General features: G+C 68.4%; 17 protein-coding genes. 4 read left to right on the top strand and 13 right to left on the bottom strand.

Features of this window, described 5'->3' with window-relative positions:
- The first annotated feature begins 76 nt into the window (after positions 1–76).
- Positions 77–1,006, top strand: a complete 930-nt coding sequence (locus AC5YGJ_RS02900; protein ID WP_309340519.1) for a LysR family transcriptional regulator — start codon at positions 77–79, stop codon at positions 1,004–1,006.
- A gap of 7 nt (positions 1,007–1,013) precedes the next feature.
- Here the strand turns inward: AC5YGJ_RS02900 and AC5YGJ_RS02895 are convergent, their stop codons facing one another.
- The 5 genes from AC5YGJ_RS02895 to AC5YGJ_RS02875 form a co-directional block, all read right to left on the bottom strand.
- The gene (locus AC5YGJ_RS02895; RefSeq protein WP_496185649.1) at positions 1,014–2,336 is read right to left on the bottom strand and encodes an acyl-CoA thioesterase/BAAT N-terminal domain-containing protein; all 1,323 of its coding nucleotides are present in this window, start codon (positions 2,334–2,336) and stop codon (positions 1,014–1,016) included.
- A gap of 97 nt (positions 2,337–2,433) precedes the next feature.
- Positions 2,434–3,165 carry a LytR/AlgR family response regulator transcription factor gene (locus tag AC5YGJ_RS02890; protein ID WP_496185648.1) on the bottom strand — a complete coding sequence of 244 codons (732 nt, stop codon included), beginning with the start codon at positions 3,163–3,165 and terminating at the stop codon, positions 2,434–2,436.
- A complete protein-coding gene (locus tag AC5YGJ_RS02885; protein ID WP_496185647.1) occupies positions 3,162–4,217 on the bottom strand; it encodes a sensor histidine kinase in 1,056 nt (351 codons plus the stop codon). The genes AC5YGJ_RS02890 and AC5YGJ_RS02885 overlap by 4 nt, the downstream gene beginning before the upstream one ends.
- A gap of 133 nt (positions 4,218–4,350) precedes the next feature.
- A complete protein-coding gene (locus AC5YGJ_RS02880) occupies positions 4,351–5,808 on the bottom strand; it encodes an amidohydrolase family protein (protein ID WP_496185646.1) in 1,458 nt (485 codons plus the stop codon).
- Positions 5,809–5,860: 52 nt separating this feature from the next.
- Positions 5,861–6,562: an ankyrin repeat domain-containing protein gene (locus AC5YGJ_RS02875; RefSeq protein ID WP_496185645.1), complete on the bottom strand. Its 702-nt coding sequence runs from the start codon at positions 6,560–6,562 to the stop codon at positions 5,861–5,863.
- A 112-nt stretch (positions 6,563–6,674) separates the two neighbouring features.
- Between AC5YGJ_RS02875 and AC5YGJ_RS02870 the strand changes: the two genes are divergently transcribed.
- Entirely contained in the window at positions 6,675–7,556 is an 882-nt protein-coding gene (locus tag AC5YGJ_RS02870) for a LysR substrate-binding domain-containing protein (RefSeq protein WP_107230837.1), read from the top strand.
- 14 nt (positions 7,557–7,570) lie between these two features.
- Here the strand turns inward: AC5YGJ_RS02870 and AC5YGJ_RS02865 are convergent, their stop codons facing one another.
- Positions 7,571–8,731, bottom strand: a complete 1,161-nt coding sequence (locus tag AC5YGJ_RS02865) for an amidohydrolase family protein (protein ID WP_496185644.1) — start codon at positions 8,729–8,731, stop codon at positions 7,571–7,573.
- 187 nt (positions 8,732–8,918) lie between these two features.
- On the opposite strand from AC5YGJ_RS02865, the gene AC5YGJ_RS02860 reads away from it, so the two are divergent.
- Positions 8,919–9,563: a hypothetical protein gene (locus tag AC5YGJ_RS02860; RefSeq protein WP_496185643.1), complete on the top strand. Its 645-nt coding sequence runs from the start codon at positions 8,919–8,921 to the stop codon at positions 9,561–9,563.
- Between the two features lie 7 nt (positions 9,564–9,570).
- Here AC5YGJ_RS02860 and AC5YGJ_RS02855 read toward each other — a convergent pair whose 3' ends face one another.
- Together AC5YGJ_RS02855 and AC5YGJ_RS02850 are read right to left on the bottom strand one after the other, a co-directional pair.
- Entirely contained in the window at positions 9,571–10,203 is a 633-nt protein-coding gene (locus tag AC5YGJ_RS02855) for a hypothetical protein (RefSeq protein ID WP_496185642.1), read from the bottom strand.
- Between the two features lie 109 nt (positions 10,204–10,312).
- Entirely contained in the window at positions 10,313–13,039 is a 2,727-nt protein-coding gene (locus AC5YGJ_RS02850) for a TonB-dependent receptor (RefSeq protein ID WP_496185641.1), read from the bottom strand.
- A 216-nt stretch (positions 13,040–13,255) separates the two neighbouring features.
- Here AC5YGJ_RS02850 and AC5YGJ_RS02845 point away from each other — a divergent pair, with 216 nt between their 5' ends.
- Positions 13,256–13,855, top strand: coding sequence for a GNAT family N-acetyltransferase (locus AC5YGJ_RS02845; protein ID WP_249843740.1), 600 nt, complete (start codon positions 13,256–13,258; stop codon positions 13,853–13,855).
- On the opposite strand, the gene AC5YGJ_RS02840 is transcribed toward AC5YGJ_RS02845, so the two are convergent.
- Genes AC5YGJ_RS02840 through AC5YGJ_RS02820 form a run of 5 tightly spaced genes read right to left on the bottom strand, consistent with a single transcriptional unit; the run spans position 13,852 to position 20,529 of the window.
- Complete coding sequence (locus AC5YGJ_RS02840; RefSeq protein ID WP_496185640.1) at positions 13,852–14,631, bottom strand: CDP-diacylglycerol diphosphatase; 780 nt, start codon at positions 14,629–14,631, stop codon at positions 13,852–13,854. The genes AC5YGJ_RS02845 and AC5YGJ_RS02840 overlap by 4 nt on opposite strands.
- Positions 14,632–14,687: 56 nt before the next feature.
- A complete protein-coding gene (locus tag AC5YGJ_RS02835) occupies positions 14,688–16,385 on the bottom strand; it encodes a T6SS phospholipase effector Tle1-like catalytic domain-containing protein (protein ID WP_496185639.1) in 1,698 nt (565 codons plus the stop codon).
- Positions 16,372–16,869 (bottom strand): hypothetical protein, encoded by a 498-nt coding sequence (locus AC5YGJ_RS02830; protein WP_496185638.1) that lies wholly within the window; start codon positions 16,867–16,869, stop codon positions 16,372–16,374. Before AC5YGJ_RS02830 ends, AC5YGJ_RS02835 begins: the two co-directional genes overlap by 14 nt.
- Before the next feature lie 19 nt (positions 16,870–16,888).
- The gene (locus AC5YGJ_RS02825) at positions 16,889–17,752 is read right to left on the bottom strand and encodes a DUF4123 domain-containing protein (RefSeq protein ID WP_496185637.1); all 864 of its coding nucleotides are present in this window, start codon (positions 17,750–17,752) and stop codon (positions 16,889–16,891) included.
- 2 nt (positions 17,753–17,754) lie between these two features.
- Positions 17,755–20,529, bottom strand: coding sequence for a type VI secretion system Vgr family protein (locus tag AC5YGJ_RS02820; RefSeq protein WP_496185636.1), 2,775 nt, complete (start codon positions 20,527–20,529; stop codon positions 17,755–17,757).
- Positions 20,530–20,646: the final 117 nt, after the last annotated feature.

Raw genomic sequence — 20,646 nt, 5'->3', positions numbered from 1 at the left:
GAAGTGGGCGTATCGTGCCGGTATTCATCCAACGTCTGTAGTAGGCTGGATCACATACCTTTCATACCTCTTACGCATGACTGACCTCGCCACCGGCGCCGATCGCCTGGACCTGCTGCGTACCTTCCTGCGCATCATCGATGCGGGCAGCCTGTCGGCCGCGGCCGTGCAGCTGGGTACCACCCAGCCCACCGTCAGCCGCCGCCTGCAGGCACTGGAGCGGCAGCTGGGCCTGCGCCTGCTGCAGCGCTCCACCCACGGCCTGCAGCTGACTGAAGATGGCCTGCGCTGCCAGCGCCATGCGCAACGCGTGGTTGACGAATGGGAGTCGCTGCAGGCCGAACTCCAGGGCGAACCAGAAACGCTGCGCGGACGCCTGCGGGTGATGGTGCCGCATGCCTTTGGCCAGGCGCAGCTGCTGCCGACCATGCTGGCCTTCCTCGCCCGGCACCCGCAGCTGAGCCTGGAGTGGATCCTGGAAGACCGGCGCCCGGACTTCATCGCAGAAGGCATCGACTGCGCGGTGCGGGTGGGCCCGGTCGACGAACCACGCATGGTGGCACTGCCACTGGCCGAGGTGCCGCGCATCGTCGTAGCGGCGCCGTCGCTGGTGCAGGACACGGCGGTGAGTTCGCCGGAACAGGCGCAGTCCCTGCCGTGGATCTCGCTGGTCACCTACTACCGCGAACGCCTGTTGCTGCACGACGCGCAGGGGCGTGCGCACACCCTTTCGATCAGCCCACGCCTGCTCAGCGACAATCTGTTCGTGGTGCAGCAGGCCGCGCGCGCCGGGTTGGGCGCGGCCGTGGTCTCGGCCTGGCTGGTCGCCGAGGACCTGGCACAAGGGCGCCTGGTGCAGCTGCTGCCGGACTGGCAGGCGCCGGCACTGCCGGTCCACGTGGTGTTTCCTGCCGCGCGCCAGCAGCCGCCACGGCTGCGCGCCTTCATCGATGCGATGAAGGCCGCACTGCCGCAGCTGCACGGAATGCGGCCGGCACCGCATTAGCGCCCGCTCACAACGCCTCGGCCAGGAACGCCAGCACGGCCGGGCCCACTTCACGGTCGGCGCGCGCATGGCCTTCGGCGGTGCCCCCGACTTCAAGGAACGGACCCACGTCATGGCGATGGGAACTCGGCTGCAGAATGGGCGTGATCAGATGTCCCGCATCGGGGTAGTAGAGGAACCGGTCGCGATCACCTCGCCCTGCCTCGGCCAACCGACGCTGGGCAACGGCCATCATCACGCCGGAGTCGCCCAGGCGGTCATCGCCGCCTCCAACCCACAGCGTCCGTGCGGCGATCGTTTCGATCGGGAGCATCGCCGCCTGCAATGCCGGCGCCCACTGCGGCCCCGGTCGTCCCCAGTCCACTTCCTCCCGATACGGCAGCCACGCCAGCGGTTTGCCCTGCCAACTCAGGGGTGAGCGATCCACGGCCCTGAAATCGGCCGGGGCAACGTCGCGCGCAATGCCACGGAACGGAGCCGGACTGCCCACCCAGGACACCGCCGCACGCAGCGTGGGCAGATGGACGGCGGTGGCCATGGTCGCAATCCCGCCCCAGGAACCGCCCAGCAGACCGACCCTTTGTGGATCCACGCCAGGCTGCCGCTGAAGCCAGCGCACCGCATCAGCGATGGTCTCCAGCGGCACGTCAATCAGGTCCTTGGGCACACCGGGCCCGCGATACCAGGCAATCGACACGGCGATGTAGCCATTGCTGGCCAACCAGGCGGCGTACTGGTCGCCGCCCTCGAAGCCGCCTTCCGCGCCACCCAGCGTCACCAGCGCCGGCCCTCGTGTCCGGGCGGGCCTGTCCGCTGGCAGGTACAGATGCGCCTCGCGCCCGCCGATATCGACCCGTTGCACCCGCACCCCAGGCAGCATCAGGTGACGTTGCAGGGTCTGCCGTGCAACGACTGAACCGGCCTGCTCCACTTCCAGTTCGAACGTCTGCGGCAGGAAGCCCATGCCATCGGCCGCGCGTTGCCAATGCAGCGGCAGTGCACTGGCGCGCCCCTGCTGCGGCTGCATCGACCAGATCAGTCCGCCCGCATCGATGCCCCGGTAGCTTCCCTGCTCCGATCCGCTGCCGGTGGTATCGACCCGGCCACGCAGATCGGCACGCAGCACGGCCTCCGACTGCCAGCGCTGGCCCCGGCTGTCCTGCATCGACAGGCGCAGGCGCACCGTCTCGGCGACGGCAAGGCCCTCGACCTTGATCACCGGAATACGATCGGCACGCCCGTGCTGGTCATCAACCTCAACGCGGACATCGGCCATCGCCGGGATCGCCAGCGCACACAGCAACCACCCCCACCCCGCTCGTTTCCGCATGTCCTGCCCTCGTCCGTAAAAGGGATAGGGTGCCCGGAGGGAGCGGCATGTACCGCAGGAACCGGCGTCGATGGTTCCAACCGTGCCGCGGCTGGCCTCAACCGTGTTTCAGCCGCGCCTCCAGAGCGGACGCCAAGGCGGTGCGATAGCTGCGACTGACCGGCACCTGCACGCCTCCGGCCAGCTCAAGCAGCGCATCCCCGTTGTGACGCTCGACCACGCCCTGCACGCGCAACGGATTGACCAGCACCGAGCGATGCACGCGCAGCAGGCCGCCCGGCGCCAGGCGCTCGGCCAACCGCGCGATCGTCTCGCGCAGCAGATGCAGGCGCTGCCCGACGTGGACGCACGCATAGTGCCCGGCCATGTCGATGTAGTCGATCTGCGCCAACGGTACGTACTGCGTTCCACCCACGGCCGGCACGGCCAGAACCTGCGTGTTGGCCTGCCCATCGTCGAGCAGCCCGGCCAGGCGACGCACCCGCGTGATCGCTTCCTGTAGTCGTGGCAGCGCGACCGGCTTGAGCAGATAGTCGGCCACCCCCAGTTCAAAGGCCTGCAGCGCATGCTGTGGCAGCGCCGTCACGAAGATGGTGTGCGCGGCCAGCGCAGGCTGCTGCGCCGGCAATTCCCAGCCGCGGCCATCGGGCAGTACCAGATCCAGCAGCAACAGATCGAAGCGTCGCCCCAGCAGCCGCTGTCGCGCCTGGTCCACGCTGGCCGCTTCAGCATCGACCCTGACCTGCGGAATGTGCGCCAGCAACTCACGCAGGCGGTGACGTGCCAATGCCACGTCATCCACCAGCAGCACGCTCAATGGGCGCATCATGCCGCTTGTTCCGGCAGGAACAGGCAGACCCTGTAGCCGCTGCCGCTGTGGCCGGCCTGCAGATGGCCACCGATCATCGCCAACCTGCGCTGCAGTGTGGCCAGGCCACTGCCGAGGCCTTCGTTGCGCGCAGCACGCAGGCAGGGATTGAACACGAACACCTCCAGCACGCTGCCCTGCACCTCCGCTGTCAGTTCGATCTGCAGCAGCGGGTCTCCCGCCTGCCAGCCACTGTGCAGCACCGCGTTCTCGATCAGCGGCTGCAGCAGCAGCCCCGGCACCGGCCAGTGCAGGGCCTCGGCGCTGGCCTGCAGGTGCAGATGCAACGCCTCGTCATGCAACAGCGACTGCAGGGCCACGTAATCCTGTGCAGCGCCCAGCTCATCCGCCAGCGGACGTTGCGCCGGGCATTGCAGGGTGTCGCGCAGCAACGAGGACAACTGCACCAGGGCCGCGTCCGCCGCCAGTGGACGCAGCAGCGCCAGGCCACCGATGGCATTGAGCGCGTTGAACAGGAAATGGTGCTGGAGGTGTTGACGCAGTGCGACTTCGCGGGCCAGCCGCAGGGCCTGCGATTGTGCGTTCAGCCGCTGCAACCAGGCCAGGCCGTGACCGGTACCGGCCACTGCGATGAAGGTGGGAAAGGCGAACAGCGTGGTAATGCCGATTGCTCGGGCCACCTGGCGCGACGACGGCAGCGGCTGCGCCTGCCACAGCTGCAGCAGCAGATGGCCCAGCCCCCAGCCCAGCGCAGTCAATGCCGGTGTCAGCAGCAGGCCCAGCAACAACCAGCCGATCAGGGGGCGCCGTCCCGGCAGGGGCCAGCGCCGGCAGGCCGCCCACAGCGCCGGCGTCGCCAGCATCCAGGGCAGCTCGGCACCGACGATGAACAACGCCGCTGGCACCAGGCCACCCGGTTGCTGGCTCAGGTGCACCGCCGGCACCGCGGTGGCGATCAGCAGCGCCCACAACCCCAGCATGACCACGCGTGGGCGCGGCAACGACAACGGTGCTTCGGGGGCAGGCAACACACAGGCGGGGGCAACGGACATGCACGGCGTCGAACGGGAACCGGCCACCATGCTAGGCGCCCGTGCCCGATCCTTCCCGTGCCGGAAGCAAGGGCGTCAATCGATGAGGGGGGCGGATCCCTTTCCGAAAGAAGGGGATCCGACCCCAGGGCCATCAGTTTGCCTTGGCAGACTCGGCATTCCAGGCGGCCACCTTGGCCTTGGTATCGGCCAGCATCTTGTCCAGCGCTGCTCGGTCATACACGTTGCCGCGCAGGATCACGCTGTCGATCTTTTCGGTGGCGGCGATGTCCCGCAGCGGATTGGCGGTCAGCAGCACCAGGTCGGCCGCCTTGCCCTGCGCGATGCCGCCGTAGCGATCCATCTGTCCGAACCAGGCCGGACCGGAACGGGTTGCCGCCGACAGTGCCTGCGGTGCGCTCAGGCCCTCCTTCACGAACAGCTGCAGTTCCTGGTGCAGGGCGATGCCCGGGAAATTGTATGAGTTGAGGAAGCCGGCATCGGTGCCGGCGATGATCGTCACACCGGCCTCCTGCAGCAGCGGCAGCACCGCCGCCACCTGGTGGTACTGCGCGTGCCGGGCTTCGATCTGTGCCGGCGTGGCCTTGGCCGCACGGTCCACGCGCCATTGGTAGGTCGCGCGCAGGCCCGGGCCGATGTAGGCCAGGTACGGATCGTTGGCATGGTCATCCTGGTCGAGGAAGTCGAGGATGCGGCCACCGTTGAGCGTGGGGGTGACGAACACACCACGCTTGGCGAAATCACGATAGGCGTGCATCGCGGTGTCGCGGTCGAAACTGGCGTCGAGCCGGCGGTTGGCTTCAGCACGGTCGATGCGGCCGGCACCGAAGTCAGCGGCGATCTGCGCCTCGTCCTTGCTGCCGGCCTTGAATGCGTAGTCCAGATGCTCGATCGAGGCCAGGCCGGCATCGACCGCCTGCTCCACGGTCAGTGCCATCGGAATATGGCCTGAGGCCTTGAAGCCGGCCTTGCGCGCGGCGCTGGCCGAGTACAGGAACAGTTCCGGCTTCAGCGTGCTGTCGGTGATCTTCACGAAATCGACCTTGTCGTGCTGCAGGCGGGTGATGGCCTTGTCCACATCGCCCTCGCTGCCCACTTCGATCGTGCCCTTCCAGACCGGCTTGATGCCTTCGATCTTCGCGCCCGAGCTGAGCAGGCGCGGGCCGAACAGCGTGCCCCTGGCGATCTCGCCACGCCATTGCAGCACCTGCTCGGGCAGGTCGCCGGAGCAGTCACGCACGGTGGTGATGCCATGGGCGATATACAGCGGCAGCAGCGCCTTGTTCTCTTCGATCAACGCCGGGCCACCGCCGAAGTGCACATGCATGTCCCACAGGCCGGGAATCAGGTACTTGCCCTGCGCATCGATCTGGCGGGCGGTCTTCCACTGGGTACGCAGCTGCGCGTCCGGGCCGACCGCGACGATGTCCTCGCCACGGATCACCACGCTCTGCCCCGCCAGGCTGCGGGCGTGCTCGACATCGACCACGGTGGCATTGCGGATCAGCAGGTCGGCGCGCTCGGCCGCTGCAGCCGACAGCGGTGCAACAGCAAGAAGAAGGGCGAAGGACAGCGGACGGTAACGGAACATGGACAGCATCCTGGTGGGCACGGCCAGCGTGCAGGGTGGAAGGGGTCGGACTTCAGCGTGCCGCGCCGTGCTGGCGCAGCAGGGTTTCAATCTGCGAGTAGCCACGCTGACGCGCGTGGGCCAATGGGGTCACGCCATCGCCATCGGCCAGCTCGGGGTCGGCGCCGCCGTCCAGCAGCAGCTGCACGATCTGCACATGACGCGGCCCGCCATCGCCGAGCAGGATCGCTTCCAGCAGTGCGGTCCAGCCCAGGCGGTTGACATGATCTACCGCCACGCCTGCGCGCAGCAGCGTGCGCACGGTGGCGACGTGGCCGCACTCGGCTGCCGGAATCAGCGCGGTGCCGCCATAGCGGTTGGTGCTGCGCAGGTCGGCGCCGTGCGCCAGGGTCATCACCAGGATCTCATCGAGGCCACGCGCGCCGGCATACAGGTAGGCGCTGTCCTGCAACGCATCCTTGGCGTTGACGTCGGCCCCGGCCTCGATCAGTTCACGCGCGGCATCCACGTTGTTGCCATGGGTAGCCAGCAGCAGTGCGGTGCGCCCCTGCCCGTCGCGGGCCTCCAGATCAGCGCCCTGCGTGATCGCCTCGCGCACGGCCCCGGCATCGCCACGGCGGGCGGCATCGCGCAGCTGGGCATCGGCCTCGGCCCTGGAGGTGGCGGTGCAGGCGGGAGTCACCAGAGCCAGCAGGCACAACAGCAGCACACGCGGCAACGGCGCCAGCCAGGCAGGGCAACGATGAAAGCGCATGTCGGTGTCTCCTCCTGGCCGGTACCGCGCGGCGCGCGCGATGGCCGGGCATTGCCGGTCGTTGTCCCGCATGGTAGAAGTCGGCCCGGGTATCCAGAAGTGAAATGTTCAAATGCCAGACAGTGCCAAATCGAATAGAACACTGTTCGAGCTGGACCTGCTGCGGGCGCTGGTGATGGTGGCCGACTGCGGCAGCTTCACCACAGCCGCCACGCGCCTGCATTCGACCCAGTCCACGGTCAGCCAGAAGGTGCGGCGTTTGGAGGAACTGGCCGGGCATCGCCTGCTCGAACGCGGCCACCGCGACGTGCACCCGACCGACGCCGGCCACACCCTGCTCGGCTACGCGCGGCGCATGCTCGACCTGAACGAGGAAATGGCCCAGGCCCTGGCCGGCGCCACCGTGGAAACCGCCGTCCGCATCGGCGTGCCGGAGGACTTCGTCAACGCGCAGACCACGCGGATGCTGGCGGCCTTCAGCCGCCGCCACCCGCAGGTCAAGCTGGAAATCAGTAGCGGCCTCAGCCGCGACCTGGCCCACGGCTTCGACCATGGCGAACTGGACCTGGTGCTGGTCAAGCAACGCCGCAACAGCCGCCAGGCCGTGCATTGCCGGCGCGAACCGATGCACTGGATCGACAGCCTGCGCAGCAGCTGCCTGCTGCAGGACCCGCTGCCGCTGGTCACCTTCCCGCCGCGCGGGCTGTACCGCGACGAGATGATCCACGCGGTGGAAGCGCTGGGCCTGCGCTGGCGCATCGCCTTCACCAGCTCCTCGCTCAGCGGCATCCAGGGCGCGGTGGCCGATGGCATCGGCATCAGCCTGTTGCCGCGCCGCGCGGTCAGCCGCGAGCACCGCATCATCGATGGAGAACGCGACCTGCCGGTGATCGACAACTACGAGATCGGCCTGCTGCATCGCGCCGACGCGGATGACGCGGTGCGTGCGCTGGCCAGCGAGCTGTGGCGCCAGGTGCAGCGCGAACCGGATTGACCGCGCTGTGCGGTCTACTGCCAGCGCCCGTCGATCACCACGCGGCGTTCCACCGGCACCCCTGCCACCGCCGCTGGACCATGGTCGGCGCGTACCGCCACGAAGGTCGCCGGCAGGCCTTCGGCCACGCCATGCTGCGGCAGGCCGATCACCTGCGCGGCGTGGGTGCTGACCATGTCCAGCGCCAGCATCAAGTCGGTGTCGGTGTAGAACCCGGAGCGGTAACCGAGCAGCATCGCCCGCTGCAGCAGATCGCCATTGCCATACGGCCACCAGCAGTCGCGGATGTTGTCGTTGCCGGCGAACACGCGCACGCCGGCGTGATGCAGCGCGCGCAACGGAGGGAACGGATGGTCACCCGGTGCATTGCTCATGATGGAAACGCCGGCCGTGGCCAGCGCCTCGCCCACCTGCAGCGCGCGCGCCAACGGCACCTCGCCCAGTGCGTACGCATGGCTGACCGCCACCCGCCCCTGCAGGCCTGCGGCACGGGTACGCGCGGCGATGCGCAGCAGCTGGGCCAGTCCGGTCTCACCTGGCTCATGCAGATGGATGTCCAGCTGCACCGCATAGCGCTCGGCCAGCCCGAACAGCAGCGCCAGCTGGCCTTCGGCGTCGCCGTCCAGCGTGGTCGGGTCGATGCCACCGAGCACTTCCACGCCCGCCGCCAGGGCCTGTTCCAGTACCGCCGCCGTACCCGCACGGGACATCACCCCGGCTTGCGGGAACGCCACCAGCTGGATGCGCATGATGTCAGCGCAGCGCAGTGCCGCCTCGCGCACCGCCTGCAGATGGTGCAGGCCGGTGCTGCCATCGACATCGACGTGGCAGCGCATGGCCACCGTGCCGAAACCGCTGCACTGGCGGATCAGGGCTTCGGCACGATCGGCCATCGGTGCGGCGGTGGCCAGTGCAGCCTTCTCCACCGCCAGCCGCTCGCGCAGCGTGTTGACCGGTTGATGCGAATGCCAACGGTCACCGACAAAGCTCTTGTCCAGGTGGATATGGCCATCGACCAGGCCGGGCAGGACGCTGAAGCCGGTCAGATCGACGCATTCCGCACCTTCGGAGGCCTGCGCGGCACCATTGAGATCGCGGATGCGGCCATCACGGATATGGAAATGCAGCGGTGCGCCATCGCGGTCGACGCCACCGTGGACGAACTGCAGGGTCATCGGGAACTCCCGGGAAAGCCTAGTCAATGGACGTTATCGTGCGCGCCACGGCGGCCATCGGCCAACGAAATATATGGATGCCACGCATTCGAAGGAACACTGAATGCTTCCGCCGCCGCCGATCGCAGCTACGCCCCGGACACCCCTGAACGGGTACCATAGGCGCCTGTTTCCGCTGTGATGCCGCATGGGCCCGTCCGACCGCCACGATCGTCTCCGCCGCTGGCAGGCCGCGTCGCTGCTCGCTGCCGCCCCGATCGCCAGCCTGTCCGCCACCGATGCTGCGGCCGCGGCGCCGCTGCAGGCGCCGCCGGGCCAGCAACGCATCGCGCCGGCCGCGCTGGTCGAGCGGCTGCACCAGCGCGTGCTGTCCGGGCAGAGTGCAACGGCCACCCTGGAGCACTGGTGCGCCGAGCACGGCCTGGCCGAGCAGGCACGGGTGCGCGCGGTGCGGGTGCATGGCCAGGACAAGCCGGCCCCGGCCGACGTCCTGCGGGCACTGGGCGCAATGCAGCCGGATACGCCCCTGCGCTACCGCCGCGTGCAGCTGGTCTGCGGCAGCCGCGTGCTGTCCGAGGCCGACAACTGGTACCTGCCCGGTCACCTCAGCCCGGCCATGAACCAGGTGCTGGACAGCACCGACGAACCGTTCGGCCGCGTGGTCGGCCCGCTGGGCTTCCAGCGCCAGACCCTGGCCGACCAGACCTTCTGGCCGCCGCGCGGTGAGGGCGACCACGGCGTCATCCTGGAAGTGCGCGCCCTGTTGCGCGACCGCCAGCAGCAGCCCTTCAGTTACGTCATCGAGTCGTACCTGGTGCAGGCGCTGCCGTAACGCGCCGCTACTGACCCGTGATTGTGTTGGCAGCCGGGTCCACCGAAAACACGAAACGCCCGCCGTGCTGGTCCCTTCCCCACGTCATCGGCGCCGTGGTCAGGCTGTAGACCGGGCTCGCCTTGTCCATGCCGAGCGCCTCGGACCAGGCGCTGAAATCCTCCTCGGTACGGCTGCGGATCTCGCCGACGCACAGGCTGTAGCCGCAGGCAAAGGACACCAGCGTGCCATCCCTGCCGATGAGCCGGGTCGCAGCGTCCTTGTAGAGACCCGTCAGGTCCTGCACCTCCGGGCGGCTGGACGCGTCGCGCTCGAACTGGCCGATCGCCTGCGCGAATGCCTTGTCGGACCCCAACACCGCCTCGCTCTTCTGCGCAGACACCCCGCCGTCAGCCATCAGCAGACGCTCACCCTCGAGGAAGTGACCCTCCACGTTCGCGGACCCGTGGGCAGCCGTTGCGCCCGCCGTTGCCGTCGCTGTTGACGCACGCGGTGATCCAGCATCGCTGGCTGCGACCGACTGGGATCGCACCGCCGCCGCAACGGGCGCTTCCGCCGCCTCGTCCACGTTGCCCACCTGGCTGCCGCTGCAGCCGGCCAGGACCACCACTGCCATCACACTCCACACCCTGACATCCATGCGCCTGCTCCTCCGTGTAGCGCAACAGCATGCCACGCTCATTGCCGCCAGGCCGGTGCAACGCACAAAGAAAAGCCCGGCAATGCCGGGCCTTTCGCTTGCCACCGGATCAGCGGAACCGGTAGTCCAGCTGCACCCAGTACTGGCGGCCGTACGGGTCGTAATTGCCGACCGGATAGAACGGCCAACCACCGCCATTCCTGTCCGCCGGCGGGCGGCTGTCGCGCAGGTTGTTGACGATCACGCCCAGCGACAGGTTCTCGCCAAACTGGCGGAACACGCTGGCGTTGTAGGTCATGTACGGCGCGATGCGGCCACTGCCATCACTCTTGGGCAACGAGCCGAAGCGATTGCCGTACAGGGTGGTGGTCCAGTCACCCTGGCTCCAGGTGATGCTGCCATTGGCTTTGCTGCGCCACTGCCAGTTGTCGAGCGAGTTGCGGATGTCACGCTCGGGGTCATCGGCGAACTGCCTGTAGGTGTGGTCCAGCACCACGGTATAGGCCAGGCGCGTGGTGAAACGCCCATAGCGACCTGCGTCGAAGCGCCAGTTGCCCTTCAGGTCCAGGCCGCGCACCGATTCGGACGCCGCGTTGATCGGGTTGATCAGCACGCGGGTCACCTGGTCCGGCTGCACCGTCGCGTTGGACGGATTGCGGATCACCCGTGACAGCGCGTCCTGGCACAGCGGCGAGCCGAGGTCACGCGTCTCGCCGCCCAGCGTGCGGCCGAGGCGGCAGTCGGCCTCATCACGCAGGATGCGGCTGGTATCGAGGCTGGTGACCTCGTTGTCGATGCGGATGTCGTAGTAGTCAGCACTGAAATCCAGCCCGGCCAACGGCGACCAGACCACGCCGAACCCATAGGACTTGGCGGTCTCCGGCTGCAACTGCGGATTGGCGCGGTTGCTGTAGTCGATCGACAGGCCGTTGTAGTCGCAGTTGTCATACGACTGGCCGGCGGTACGGCAGCGCCAGTAGTCGGTCATGCCCGGGTTATAGCCGCGGGTCTCGGTGGCGAACACGTAGTTCATGTCCGGCGCACGGAAACTGGTGGCGGCCGAACCGCGGATCAGCAGGCTTTCCACTGGGCGGAACTCGACACCGACGCTCCAGGTCGCCTTGCCGATGTGCTCGCCGCCTGCCCGGTACTGGTCATAGCGACCGGCCAGGGTGGTGGTCAGCGACTGCAGCAACGGCAGTTGCAGTTCAACGCCCGCCGCGTAACGATCGCGCTCACCGCCGGCACCGATGCCAGCACTGGTGTTCCAGAACTCCCCGGTGCCCAGGCGCGGGTCCGGGCGGTTGCGGTAGCCCTGGCTGCCGGCCTCGACCACCGCCGCCAGCGCGGCGTCACCACCGGGCAGCGCGAACAGGCGGCCGTTGATGCTGGCACTGAAGGTCTGCAGCCACGCCGCATTGCGGCTCTCCTGATAACCGGACAAGCCCTGGTATTCGTCCGGGGTCAAGGGTTGGAACAGGCGCGCCGGATCCGGCGCATAGACCTCCACGCCGTTGCGCACGCCCAGCCTGGGGCCGAGCAGGTACTCGTTGATGCCGGCCAGCAGCACCGGGCGACGGGTACGGTTCTCGTAGCGCGAGCGGCTGTAGACCGCCTCGTAATCCCAGCCACTGTCGCCGAACTGGCCACGTGCGCCGACGTTGAACGACCACGAATTTTCCAGGAAGCGATTGGCATTGCGCGGCAGGCCGCCAATCTCTTCCGGTGCAAACCGGCGGTACCAGCTTTCCAGGTTGCCGGTGGTCTGGTTGTAGAAGTAATTGCGTGCCGAGGTCCAGGTGGGCGCGCGCGTATTGTTGTAGATCTGCGCACTGCCCACGGCCAGATCGGCGAACAGATCGGTGCGCTCATCCAGGTGGAAGGTCAGCAGGCCGTAGCCATTGAGATTGCGCTTCTGGGTCTGCACGGTCCAATAGCTGGCGGCCGCTTCATTGCTGCCACAGTACGCGCCCTGGCGTGGATTGTTGGCACGGAACACGCTGCCGCCATAGATGGCCGAGGCAGCGTCGCACCCGTTCACGCCCGGATCGATGTTGCGCCCGGTGGCGGCATTGCGGCGATAGGCGATCGCAGTGGCCTGCGGCGCTTTGCCGGTGGGGTCATCGTCGAGCGAGTCCATGAAGTCGCGCTGATGCGCGTGGATCGCCTTGCGCACATCGAACTCGAGGCCGAACACGCCTTCCCAGCGCTCGCCGGAACCGCCGCCAACCACCTGCACGCGCTGGTTGTCGCCGCCGCCGCGCTGGGTACCGCCGGCACGCGCGTTGACCTCCACACCGTCGAAGCGGTCCTTGAGGATGATGTTGACCACGCCGGCGATGGCGTCAGAGCCGTACACCGCCGACGCTCCGGCGGCCAGCACCTCGATGCGCTCGATCAGCGCGCTGGGAATGTTGGCCAGGTTGACCACGTTCACCGAGCCTTCGTAGGCCAGCGGGTAGTCGGACTGGCGGCGACCGTTGACCAGCACCAGTGTGCGGTTGGGCCCCAGGCCGCGAAGGTTGATGGTGTTGGCGGCCGGCGTGAAGGTGTTGCCGAAGTCCTCGCCCTGCACGTTGCCGGTGTTCTCGGTCAACGCACTGAGCGCGTCGAAGGCATTGCGGTAGCCCTGCGCGTCAATCTGCTCGCGGCTGATCACCGTTACCGGCGACGGCCCTTCGACGCTGGCACGCGGAATACGCGAGCCGGTGACCTTTACTTCCTGCAATGAGGTGGGTGCGCTTTCCTGCGCGAGGGCCGGCAGCGAGACCAGCATCAGGGACGACAGCGCGAGCACCAGCGGACGCGGGCGCAGCGCCTTGGGAGAGGCGGACATGGGCTTCCTGGGGACGATGGGGTGGTACGGGAGGACAGCCGCCGGTGCGGCGCATAACGATCCCGTAACGAAAGTGTCCTGAATGGGCAGTTTCAGTGGAAATGATCAGCCTTGATGGGCTTATGCCTGAACCGAATCAGACCTGGCGCCCCTGCCAAGCCGCTTTTGCAACGAATTGAATGGTGCCGTGGCAGGCGTCCTCGCATCGTGCGGGGCATGAACAACAGTGCCCAACCTTCCTGCCTCCCACCCCTGCATCCGGTCCGGCGACGCCACCTGCTGCACCTGCAGGCCGCACCGGTGACCCTGCGCTCCTTCCTGCGCACCGACCTGCCCCGCTGGCGCATCTTCGATGACGCCCGGCGGCGTGGCCACGTGCATGTGCCTGGCATCGATGAGGAAGCGCGGTTCCTCGCAGGCATGCACCGCTCCTGCCTGGAATACGACCACGATCAGCTGCAGCTGGGCGTATTCGACGACGTGCATGGAACCCTGCTGGACCAGGTGCACGTGCGCCTGCAGTCCGCGTATGCGCGTTGCGCGGAAATCCAGTCACTGCAGCATCGGCACGCCTATCCGCAGGCGGCATTGCAGGCGCTGTGCGCGTTCCTGTTCGAGAACGTCGGCCTGCATCGCATCTACGTGCTGCTGCCGCCGTCATGCACCTCGCCGTTCGCCGACGCCCTGCGTGCCACCGGGTTCGAATGCGAAGGCGTGCTTCGCGACCAGCACCTGGACGCCGCGGGCTGGCACGATCGCCAGCTGCTGGCATTGACCGCGCCCGGATGGCGCAATCGCCAGCAGGCGATACGTTAGCGCACCCGTTCCAGCGCCTGCCCTGCGCCGGTCACGGCGGCGCAGGCGTGATCCTGCAGTTCCTCGCCACTGGCGTCATTGCCGCTGGCGGCGTCCACCCGCGTGGCCAGCAGGATGAAGCCCGGCCCGCCCTGTACGTCATCACGTCCAGCCACGACCAGACTCCATTGGCCGACATCGGTCACGCCACTGAGATCGTAGGCCAGCAGATTCAGCGGGTTGGCGGTCAGCGCGTCACCCGGCAGCAGCCGGGCCTGGTAGCGGTGGCCGCGCAACGGCGTGGCCAAGGGCGCCCAGCGCTGGCCCAGGGTGCCGGCCTGCGCATCCAGCGCCTGCAGCACGTCGGCGCGCAGGCAGTCGACATGGATGTGCAGCTGGTGCTGTGAACGGCCATGCGGCGAGTTCAGCGCCAGGCTGGCCACCTCACGCGGCAGTGGCTGGCCCAGCGCCTGTTCGGTATGGCCGCGCGCCTGCCAGGCCGCAGCGAAATAGTTCGGCGCGCCACGCTGGTACAGGCTGCGGTTCTCGATACCGCTGACCTTGTCCAGCGGCATCAGCAGGAACTGGTAGTCGCCGTGCGCATCCTTGACCAGCACGTCACGACGGTCAGCCGCGCTTTCCACCCGCAGGCAGTCACCGCGCGGTCCCTCTGCGCCGCGGCAATCCCGTTCGATCAGCCGCCACAGCGCGTCGGAGTGGGCCGGCGGCGGGGGCGCACTGGCACAGCCCACCAGCGCCGGGAGGGACAAGGACAACAGCAACGGCAGACGGGGCACGGCACTCACATCGATGGCTCGGCCCACGGCCGCGGCGCATAGTGTAGCCCGCCCTCTCAGCCAGGCACCGCCTCGGTGGCTTCGGCCTTCTCCTCCACCTTGCCCGGCGTGTACTTGGTGGCACCGAAGTACAGCACCCGCCACTGGCTCAGGTTGCCGATGAACCAGTGTGCCACCGAGTCGTGGCCGTAGCCGTCGAAGAAGGCCTCCACCTCCGGCGGCAACAGCGTGGTGTTGTCCCACGACTCCAGGGTCACCCGCTCGGCCATCGTCAGCGTCGCGCCCCGCTCGCGGCGGCGGCGCAGGCTGACGATCTTGCCCAGCATCGTGTCGTTCTCCTTCTCCAGGCCGCGGCGCTGCTTGCGCACCGCCGAAAGCTCATCGTCCCGCGCCTTCAGTTCGTCGGACACCCGGTTCCATTCGGCCGTCCTGTCCGCATTGCCCTGGTCGGCCAGATGCAGGTTGTCATTGCCCCATGGCGATGGCAGCTGCGACTGGCGACGGCGCAGGGTCCGCACCTGTTCGCGCAGCGCGTCCTCGCGCGCCGCCAACCGCTGCATCGACGGCAGTTTGTCACCGCGCGCCACGCGTACCCGCAGCCAGCGGTACAGCAGCTCCATGTGCGAGGCCTGCACGTCCTCCATGCGCCCGCGCTTGACCCGCACCGCCTGCAGATAGGCGTTGAACACCGCCTGCAGCTCCGGATCCTGCTTGTCGAACTCGGCCTTCAGGAACGGCTCCAGTTCACTCACCGGATGGAGCAACACCCCACCGGCCTGCGCCATGTCGTACATCTCGTTGAGGGCAAAGCGCGCGATGCTGTTCTGGCGCCCCTGGTGTTGCGGGTCATAGCCACCGCCCACATCCGAGTGCACGCCGGGGAACCAGATTTCCACCGTGTTGGCCGGGTACAGCCCGTGCTCCCGCGTTGAATCCAGCGGAAACTGGCCGCGCAGCTCATGAGCAGCGGTCATGTGCACCGACTGCTCCACGATTTCCGGAACCGCCATGCCCTCGGCCCAGCCGGTATGTCCATTGCGGTAGTTCACCGCGGCGGCCGCCAGGCTGGGCCACACCGAGCACACCGTATCGAACACGCCCATGAAACCAATCCGCAGCGGAATGCGCTCGCGGTACAGCCAGGTGCCATCGGCCTGGCGCCGGCAGCGCGCGGCCAGGTCGCGGGCGAACGCGCGTGCCGATGCCGCGCCGCGCGAAAAACCCAATACCGACACGCTGACCACCAGGATGCGCATCGGCTCGGGCTGGCTGTCGATCAGCTCGTCCAGTGCCTGCAGCGCGAAGTCGATGCGCTCGCGACCGCCCTTGCCGATCGACAACCCGAGCAGGCCGCCGCTGTCACCGACTTCCGGGCAGGGCGTACCGACGCCCGCCAGATACTGGCGCTTGATGTTCCGCGTATCGTCCTTGTGCGAAATGAACAGCCGGGCGATGTTCGACAGAGCGCGCTCTTCCTCCCCCTTGGCCAGCTCTTCATCGCGATTGTTGCCGGTACCATCGAAGAACACGCTCAGGTGCAGGCTCTGGGTACAGCCGGTGGTGGCTGCTTCCTTGTCGGGCACCGTGCCGCACATCGCTTCCTGGCGACGGCGACGCTCGGCATCGCTCAATGGACGCGTGCCACGGGCCAGCCGCGCGGTGCGCGCCGTGCCCTCAGCCTGCGCGATCGGATCAGGGGTACCGGGTTCGAGATCCACCTGGCCCGGAATCGCGGTCGGATCAGTACTGGTCATGGTCCTTGTGCTCCTTCGGCACCGGCATGCGTCGCACGTCCCATTTGTTCACGCCCTTGTCCAGCAGCTCGGCCTCGACATGGCCGTCGGCATAGAAATGCAGCAGCAGCGTGGCCGGGTTGGGCGGATACGGCGTCTTCAGTTGCACCACCGCTTCGCGCGGCACGCGGTGCCCTTCGCTCAGGTAGCGGTTGGTGGCCAGATCGTAGCGGTTGGCCTCGATCCAGCGCACCCGCACGCTGTCCGGCCCCTTGCCGCGCGGCGCGCGCGGCCCCATCCCGGAGCCGCCGTTGGTGTAACCGCTCACCCCTCCCAGAAACTGCCCATCGACCCGCACATCGGCCAGGTAATACGGGCTGTAGTTGAACGCGAACAACGACATGACCGGCGTCTTGCCGCGCGCCATCGCCCGGCTGCAGCCGACACCCACCACCAGCAGCGCGATCACCGCCAGCGCGCTCCACCACAGGTACTTGTTGCTCATCATCGCGATCTCGCTCCGTTCAATCCCAGCTTTCTTCCAGCGGCCAGACTTCATCGCCGATATCGGCCGCACTGCGCCGGCCACTGGCGAAATCCTGCAGGCGCTGCTGCCAGGCCGGATCCTCACCGAGATCGGTGCCAGCCAGCAGCGCCCAGGTCGCCACCATCACCACACGACGGCTGTCCTCAATGCCGGCCGCCGCGGCCGTTGCCACCACGCGCCGGAAGAAGGTGTACCAGCGCGCGCGTTGCAGGCGCGCCAACAGCTCGGGGTCGGTCAGCTGGAAATGGTCGATCAGGGTGTAGGGGTAGCTGGCGTCGATCAGCGCACGCCGCTGCGGCGCCTCCAGCACCCACGGCGGGTCATGCGGATCCGGCACGACATCGGCCAGTTCCAGCCGCGCCCATTGCAGGTCATGGCGCAGATACCACCAGCATTCGCCCAGGGCCAGGAAGGCACGGCACTGCGCCTCGTCCAGCACCTGTACCCACCAGGGCAGTACACGCGCATCAAAGAAGCGTGCCAGGAACTCCTTGCCATTGGGGTAGCAGGCATCGAGGCGCCGTTGCAGGCGCTGCTGCAGTGCCTCACCGGTCAATGTCGTTTCGATCACGCTGAGCAGGCCCGGCGAACGCGCCTGCGCCGCCGCCCGCTGCAGGAAGCGGTCGATGTCGATGTCTGCCGGCAGCCGCGCCAGGAACACGCTGGCATCATCGGTGCCGTCGGCCAGCAGGCCATCAAACAACCGTAGCGGCGCCCACGGCAGCGCACGCAGCAGCTGCAACGGCTGATCGCACTGCGCGCCATCGAGCAGCACGAAACGCTGCGCGTCCGCGTCCAGTGGCGGCAGCGCAAGTGGAGGAAAATGCCAGTCCCTGCGCATGCTCAGCCCCCCTTCGGGGTCAGCGCTGAGGCCCGCTGCGCCGCCAGCAGCAGGCACTCCTTGCATACCGACTGCGGGAACACCGGCAGCGGGTAGCGACCGCCGCCGCCGGGAAGGAACGACTTGCGCCCGGCGTGCACGGTGATGCGCCCCGGCGCGTTGAAGACGATGTTGCCTGCACTGAGGGTGACGCTGGCGCCGCCCGCGGTGGAGATGTGCAGCGTACGCCCGGCGCCAAGTTCGACAGCGGCCTGCGCACTGGCGGCATGCAGCGACTGCCGGGCCTGCACCGCCACACGGTCCTGCTGCGCCAGGATGTCCAGCTGCTGCGTGGCGCTGGCAAGGGTCAGCGTCGGCGCCCGGGTATCGGCGCCGGTCTTGGCGGCCGCCAGCACACCGATCGCCTGCCGCCCGTGCCAGCGCGCCTGTCCCATCACCGTCGCATCGCTGTGCTGGCCGCTGCCCAGCACCAGGGTTTCACCCTGGGCCCAATGCAGCCCCTGGCCCGCCACCATCACCACACCCTCCGGCGCGGCCAGGCCCATCAGCGCGTCGCCGGTATGCGGCACACGACCGTCGCCTGCATCGCCGCTGCGCTGCGCGGCGGCGCCAGTGGCCTCCTGCAGATCCGCCCCCGGCACCGTGCTGCGCACACTGGCCAGCAGCACCGGCACCGGCGCACGCGTACTGTCGAGCCTGGAGCGCTGCGGCGACTGCACGCCCAGATGCGAGGCCGGTTGTACGGTCAGGTGGGTGCGCGCCGCGTCGGCCTGCTGTTGCACCAGCGTCGCCACCTGCTGAAGCAGTGCCGCCGGCTGTGCCGCGGATCCTGCCGGTTGCGGGTCACGATGGGCGTAGGCATCCAGCCACAACCCACGCTGCCCGCGCACGCTGCCCCATGCATCGCTGCGCAGTTCAAAGCCGCTGCCACGCAGGCTGCCGCGATGATTGTCGGCCTGGTGCCGCAGGTGGCCCAGGCTCAGTGCCGAGTGCTGCTGGCTGCTGGCCAGCTGGGTGCGCAGCTGCTGGTCGCTGTCGTCGAACAGCAGCCGGTTCCAGCCCTGTCCCTGCCACTCGCGCGACTGCACGCCCCACAGCGCACCAGGATGCCGGTGCGCCTGCTCGCCGCCAGCGGCCGCATGCCAGGCCGGTGCCTGGCCACCACCGAGGTTGGCCTGCGCACTGCCTGCACCATCGCGGGCCTGGGCAAACGGCGTGGTATCGGCTTCGGCGCTGGCGCCTGCCGGCGTCGGCGCCACCCCGGCCTCGCCACGCCCGTTGTAGAGCGCGCCCAGTACCAGTGGCCGATCGATGTCTCCTTCGAGGAAGCCGACCAGCACTTCCTGGCCGATCCGCGGCAGGAACTGGCTGCCGACCCCGGGCCCGGCATAGCGCTGCGCCACCCGCAACCAGGCGCTGTCGGCGCCCTCTGCGCCGTCCTGGAAATGAAACCGCACACGTACCCGTCCCAGCGCGTCGGCATGCACTTCATCGCTGGTACTGCCCTGCCCGGCCACCACGATCGCCGTCTGGTAGCCGGGGGCCAGGGGGCGTGGATTGCGCCGCGCACCGGTGCCATCGCGCAGTACCGGCCGCCAGTGGCGGTCACGCGCAAGCGCGGTGAATGCCTGGCTGTAACCCTGGGCACGCGCCTGGGCTGCGAGCGTGTCGCGCTCTGTGCTGACGGCTTCGGGTGCCGTCACTGCCTGGCGCAGATCAACCGGCAGATTGTTGACACCGGCATGCTCTACGCTCACCAGCATCAGCTCCGCCGGCCGCTCGCCCGGCAGGCCGGTCAGCACCCACACCTGGCCGGCATCGGCGCTGCGCACGCTGCCACGGCCCTGCCATTGCAGCGCCTGCGCCTCCATGGCCTCGACCACCCGGTGGGCATGGTGCTGCAGCTCGGCGGCATCGGCGAAGGCATGTGCGCCGATGGCATCGTAGTCCTCGCGCGGCGCCTCGCTGTCGCCCTGCAGCGGCAGCTGCCCTGCCAGCGAGCGGACGCTGCGGTAATCGCTGCTGTGCAGCTGCACCCGCGTACTGTGCAGTCGTCGGTGTTGCCCAAGCCGCTGCACGCCGTCGCTGCGTTCGCTGGCATCGGCGCGGTGGAAGCGGATCCCGCCGCCACTGCGTGACTCCTGCGATTCAGGCAGCACCGTCGAATCGGCGAACAGCAGCATGCCATGCCCCGCAGCGGCGTCCTGCGCTTCCTGCACGCACCAGCCCAGCCCTTCCTCGGCCAGCAGGCGCTGCACGAAGGCCAGGTCCGATTCGCGGTACTGCACGCAGAAGCTGCGAGGCCGCGACGCCGCCAGGAACGCATCGACCTCGTCGGTCCAGCGCCAGTGCGCCAACGGCGCATGCCCCTGCAGCACGGCGTCGACGATTTCGCGCACGCTCTGCTCCTGGAACACACGGCTGCGCCGCGCCTGGTCCATCCACCAGGTCCAGTCGCGCAGGGTGATCCGGTAGCGCGCCAGGCCTCCATCACTGCCGGTGCAGCGCGCATCGGCAATGACGCCGTGGCGCGGCCACGGCTGGCCGTCGGCCAACCGCACATGCAGGCACGCGGGCTGCCCCAGCCAGTCGGCCAGCGGCAGCGAAGCGTCCAGTGCCAGTACATCAATCGTCAGATGCCGCCCCTGCGAGAGGGCGTCATGGCCATGCCAGTGATCGACAACGACCGCTGGCAGGCCGGGTAGCTCCAACCGATACAGGCGGCTGTCGGCATCAAGGCCGGCTGCCTGCACCATGAGGTTGCGAATCGCTTCCATGGCGTCCCCACCGTTGCTGCCCGCGCGGCGGCGGCGGGCAGGTCCTTCCCCTGTAGGGCGACGGTAGCAGATGGACTACGGCGGTGCACGCGCACGCCGTCACACCCGAATGACGCG

It is taken from the genome of Stenotrophomonas sp. CS3K5 (genome assembly GCF_059515225.1).
Note: the sequence above shows the minus strand (reverse complement) of the source record. Positions and strands in the feature narration are given on the sequence as shown.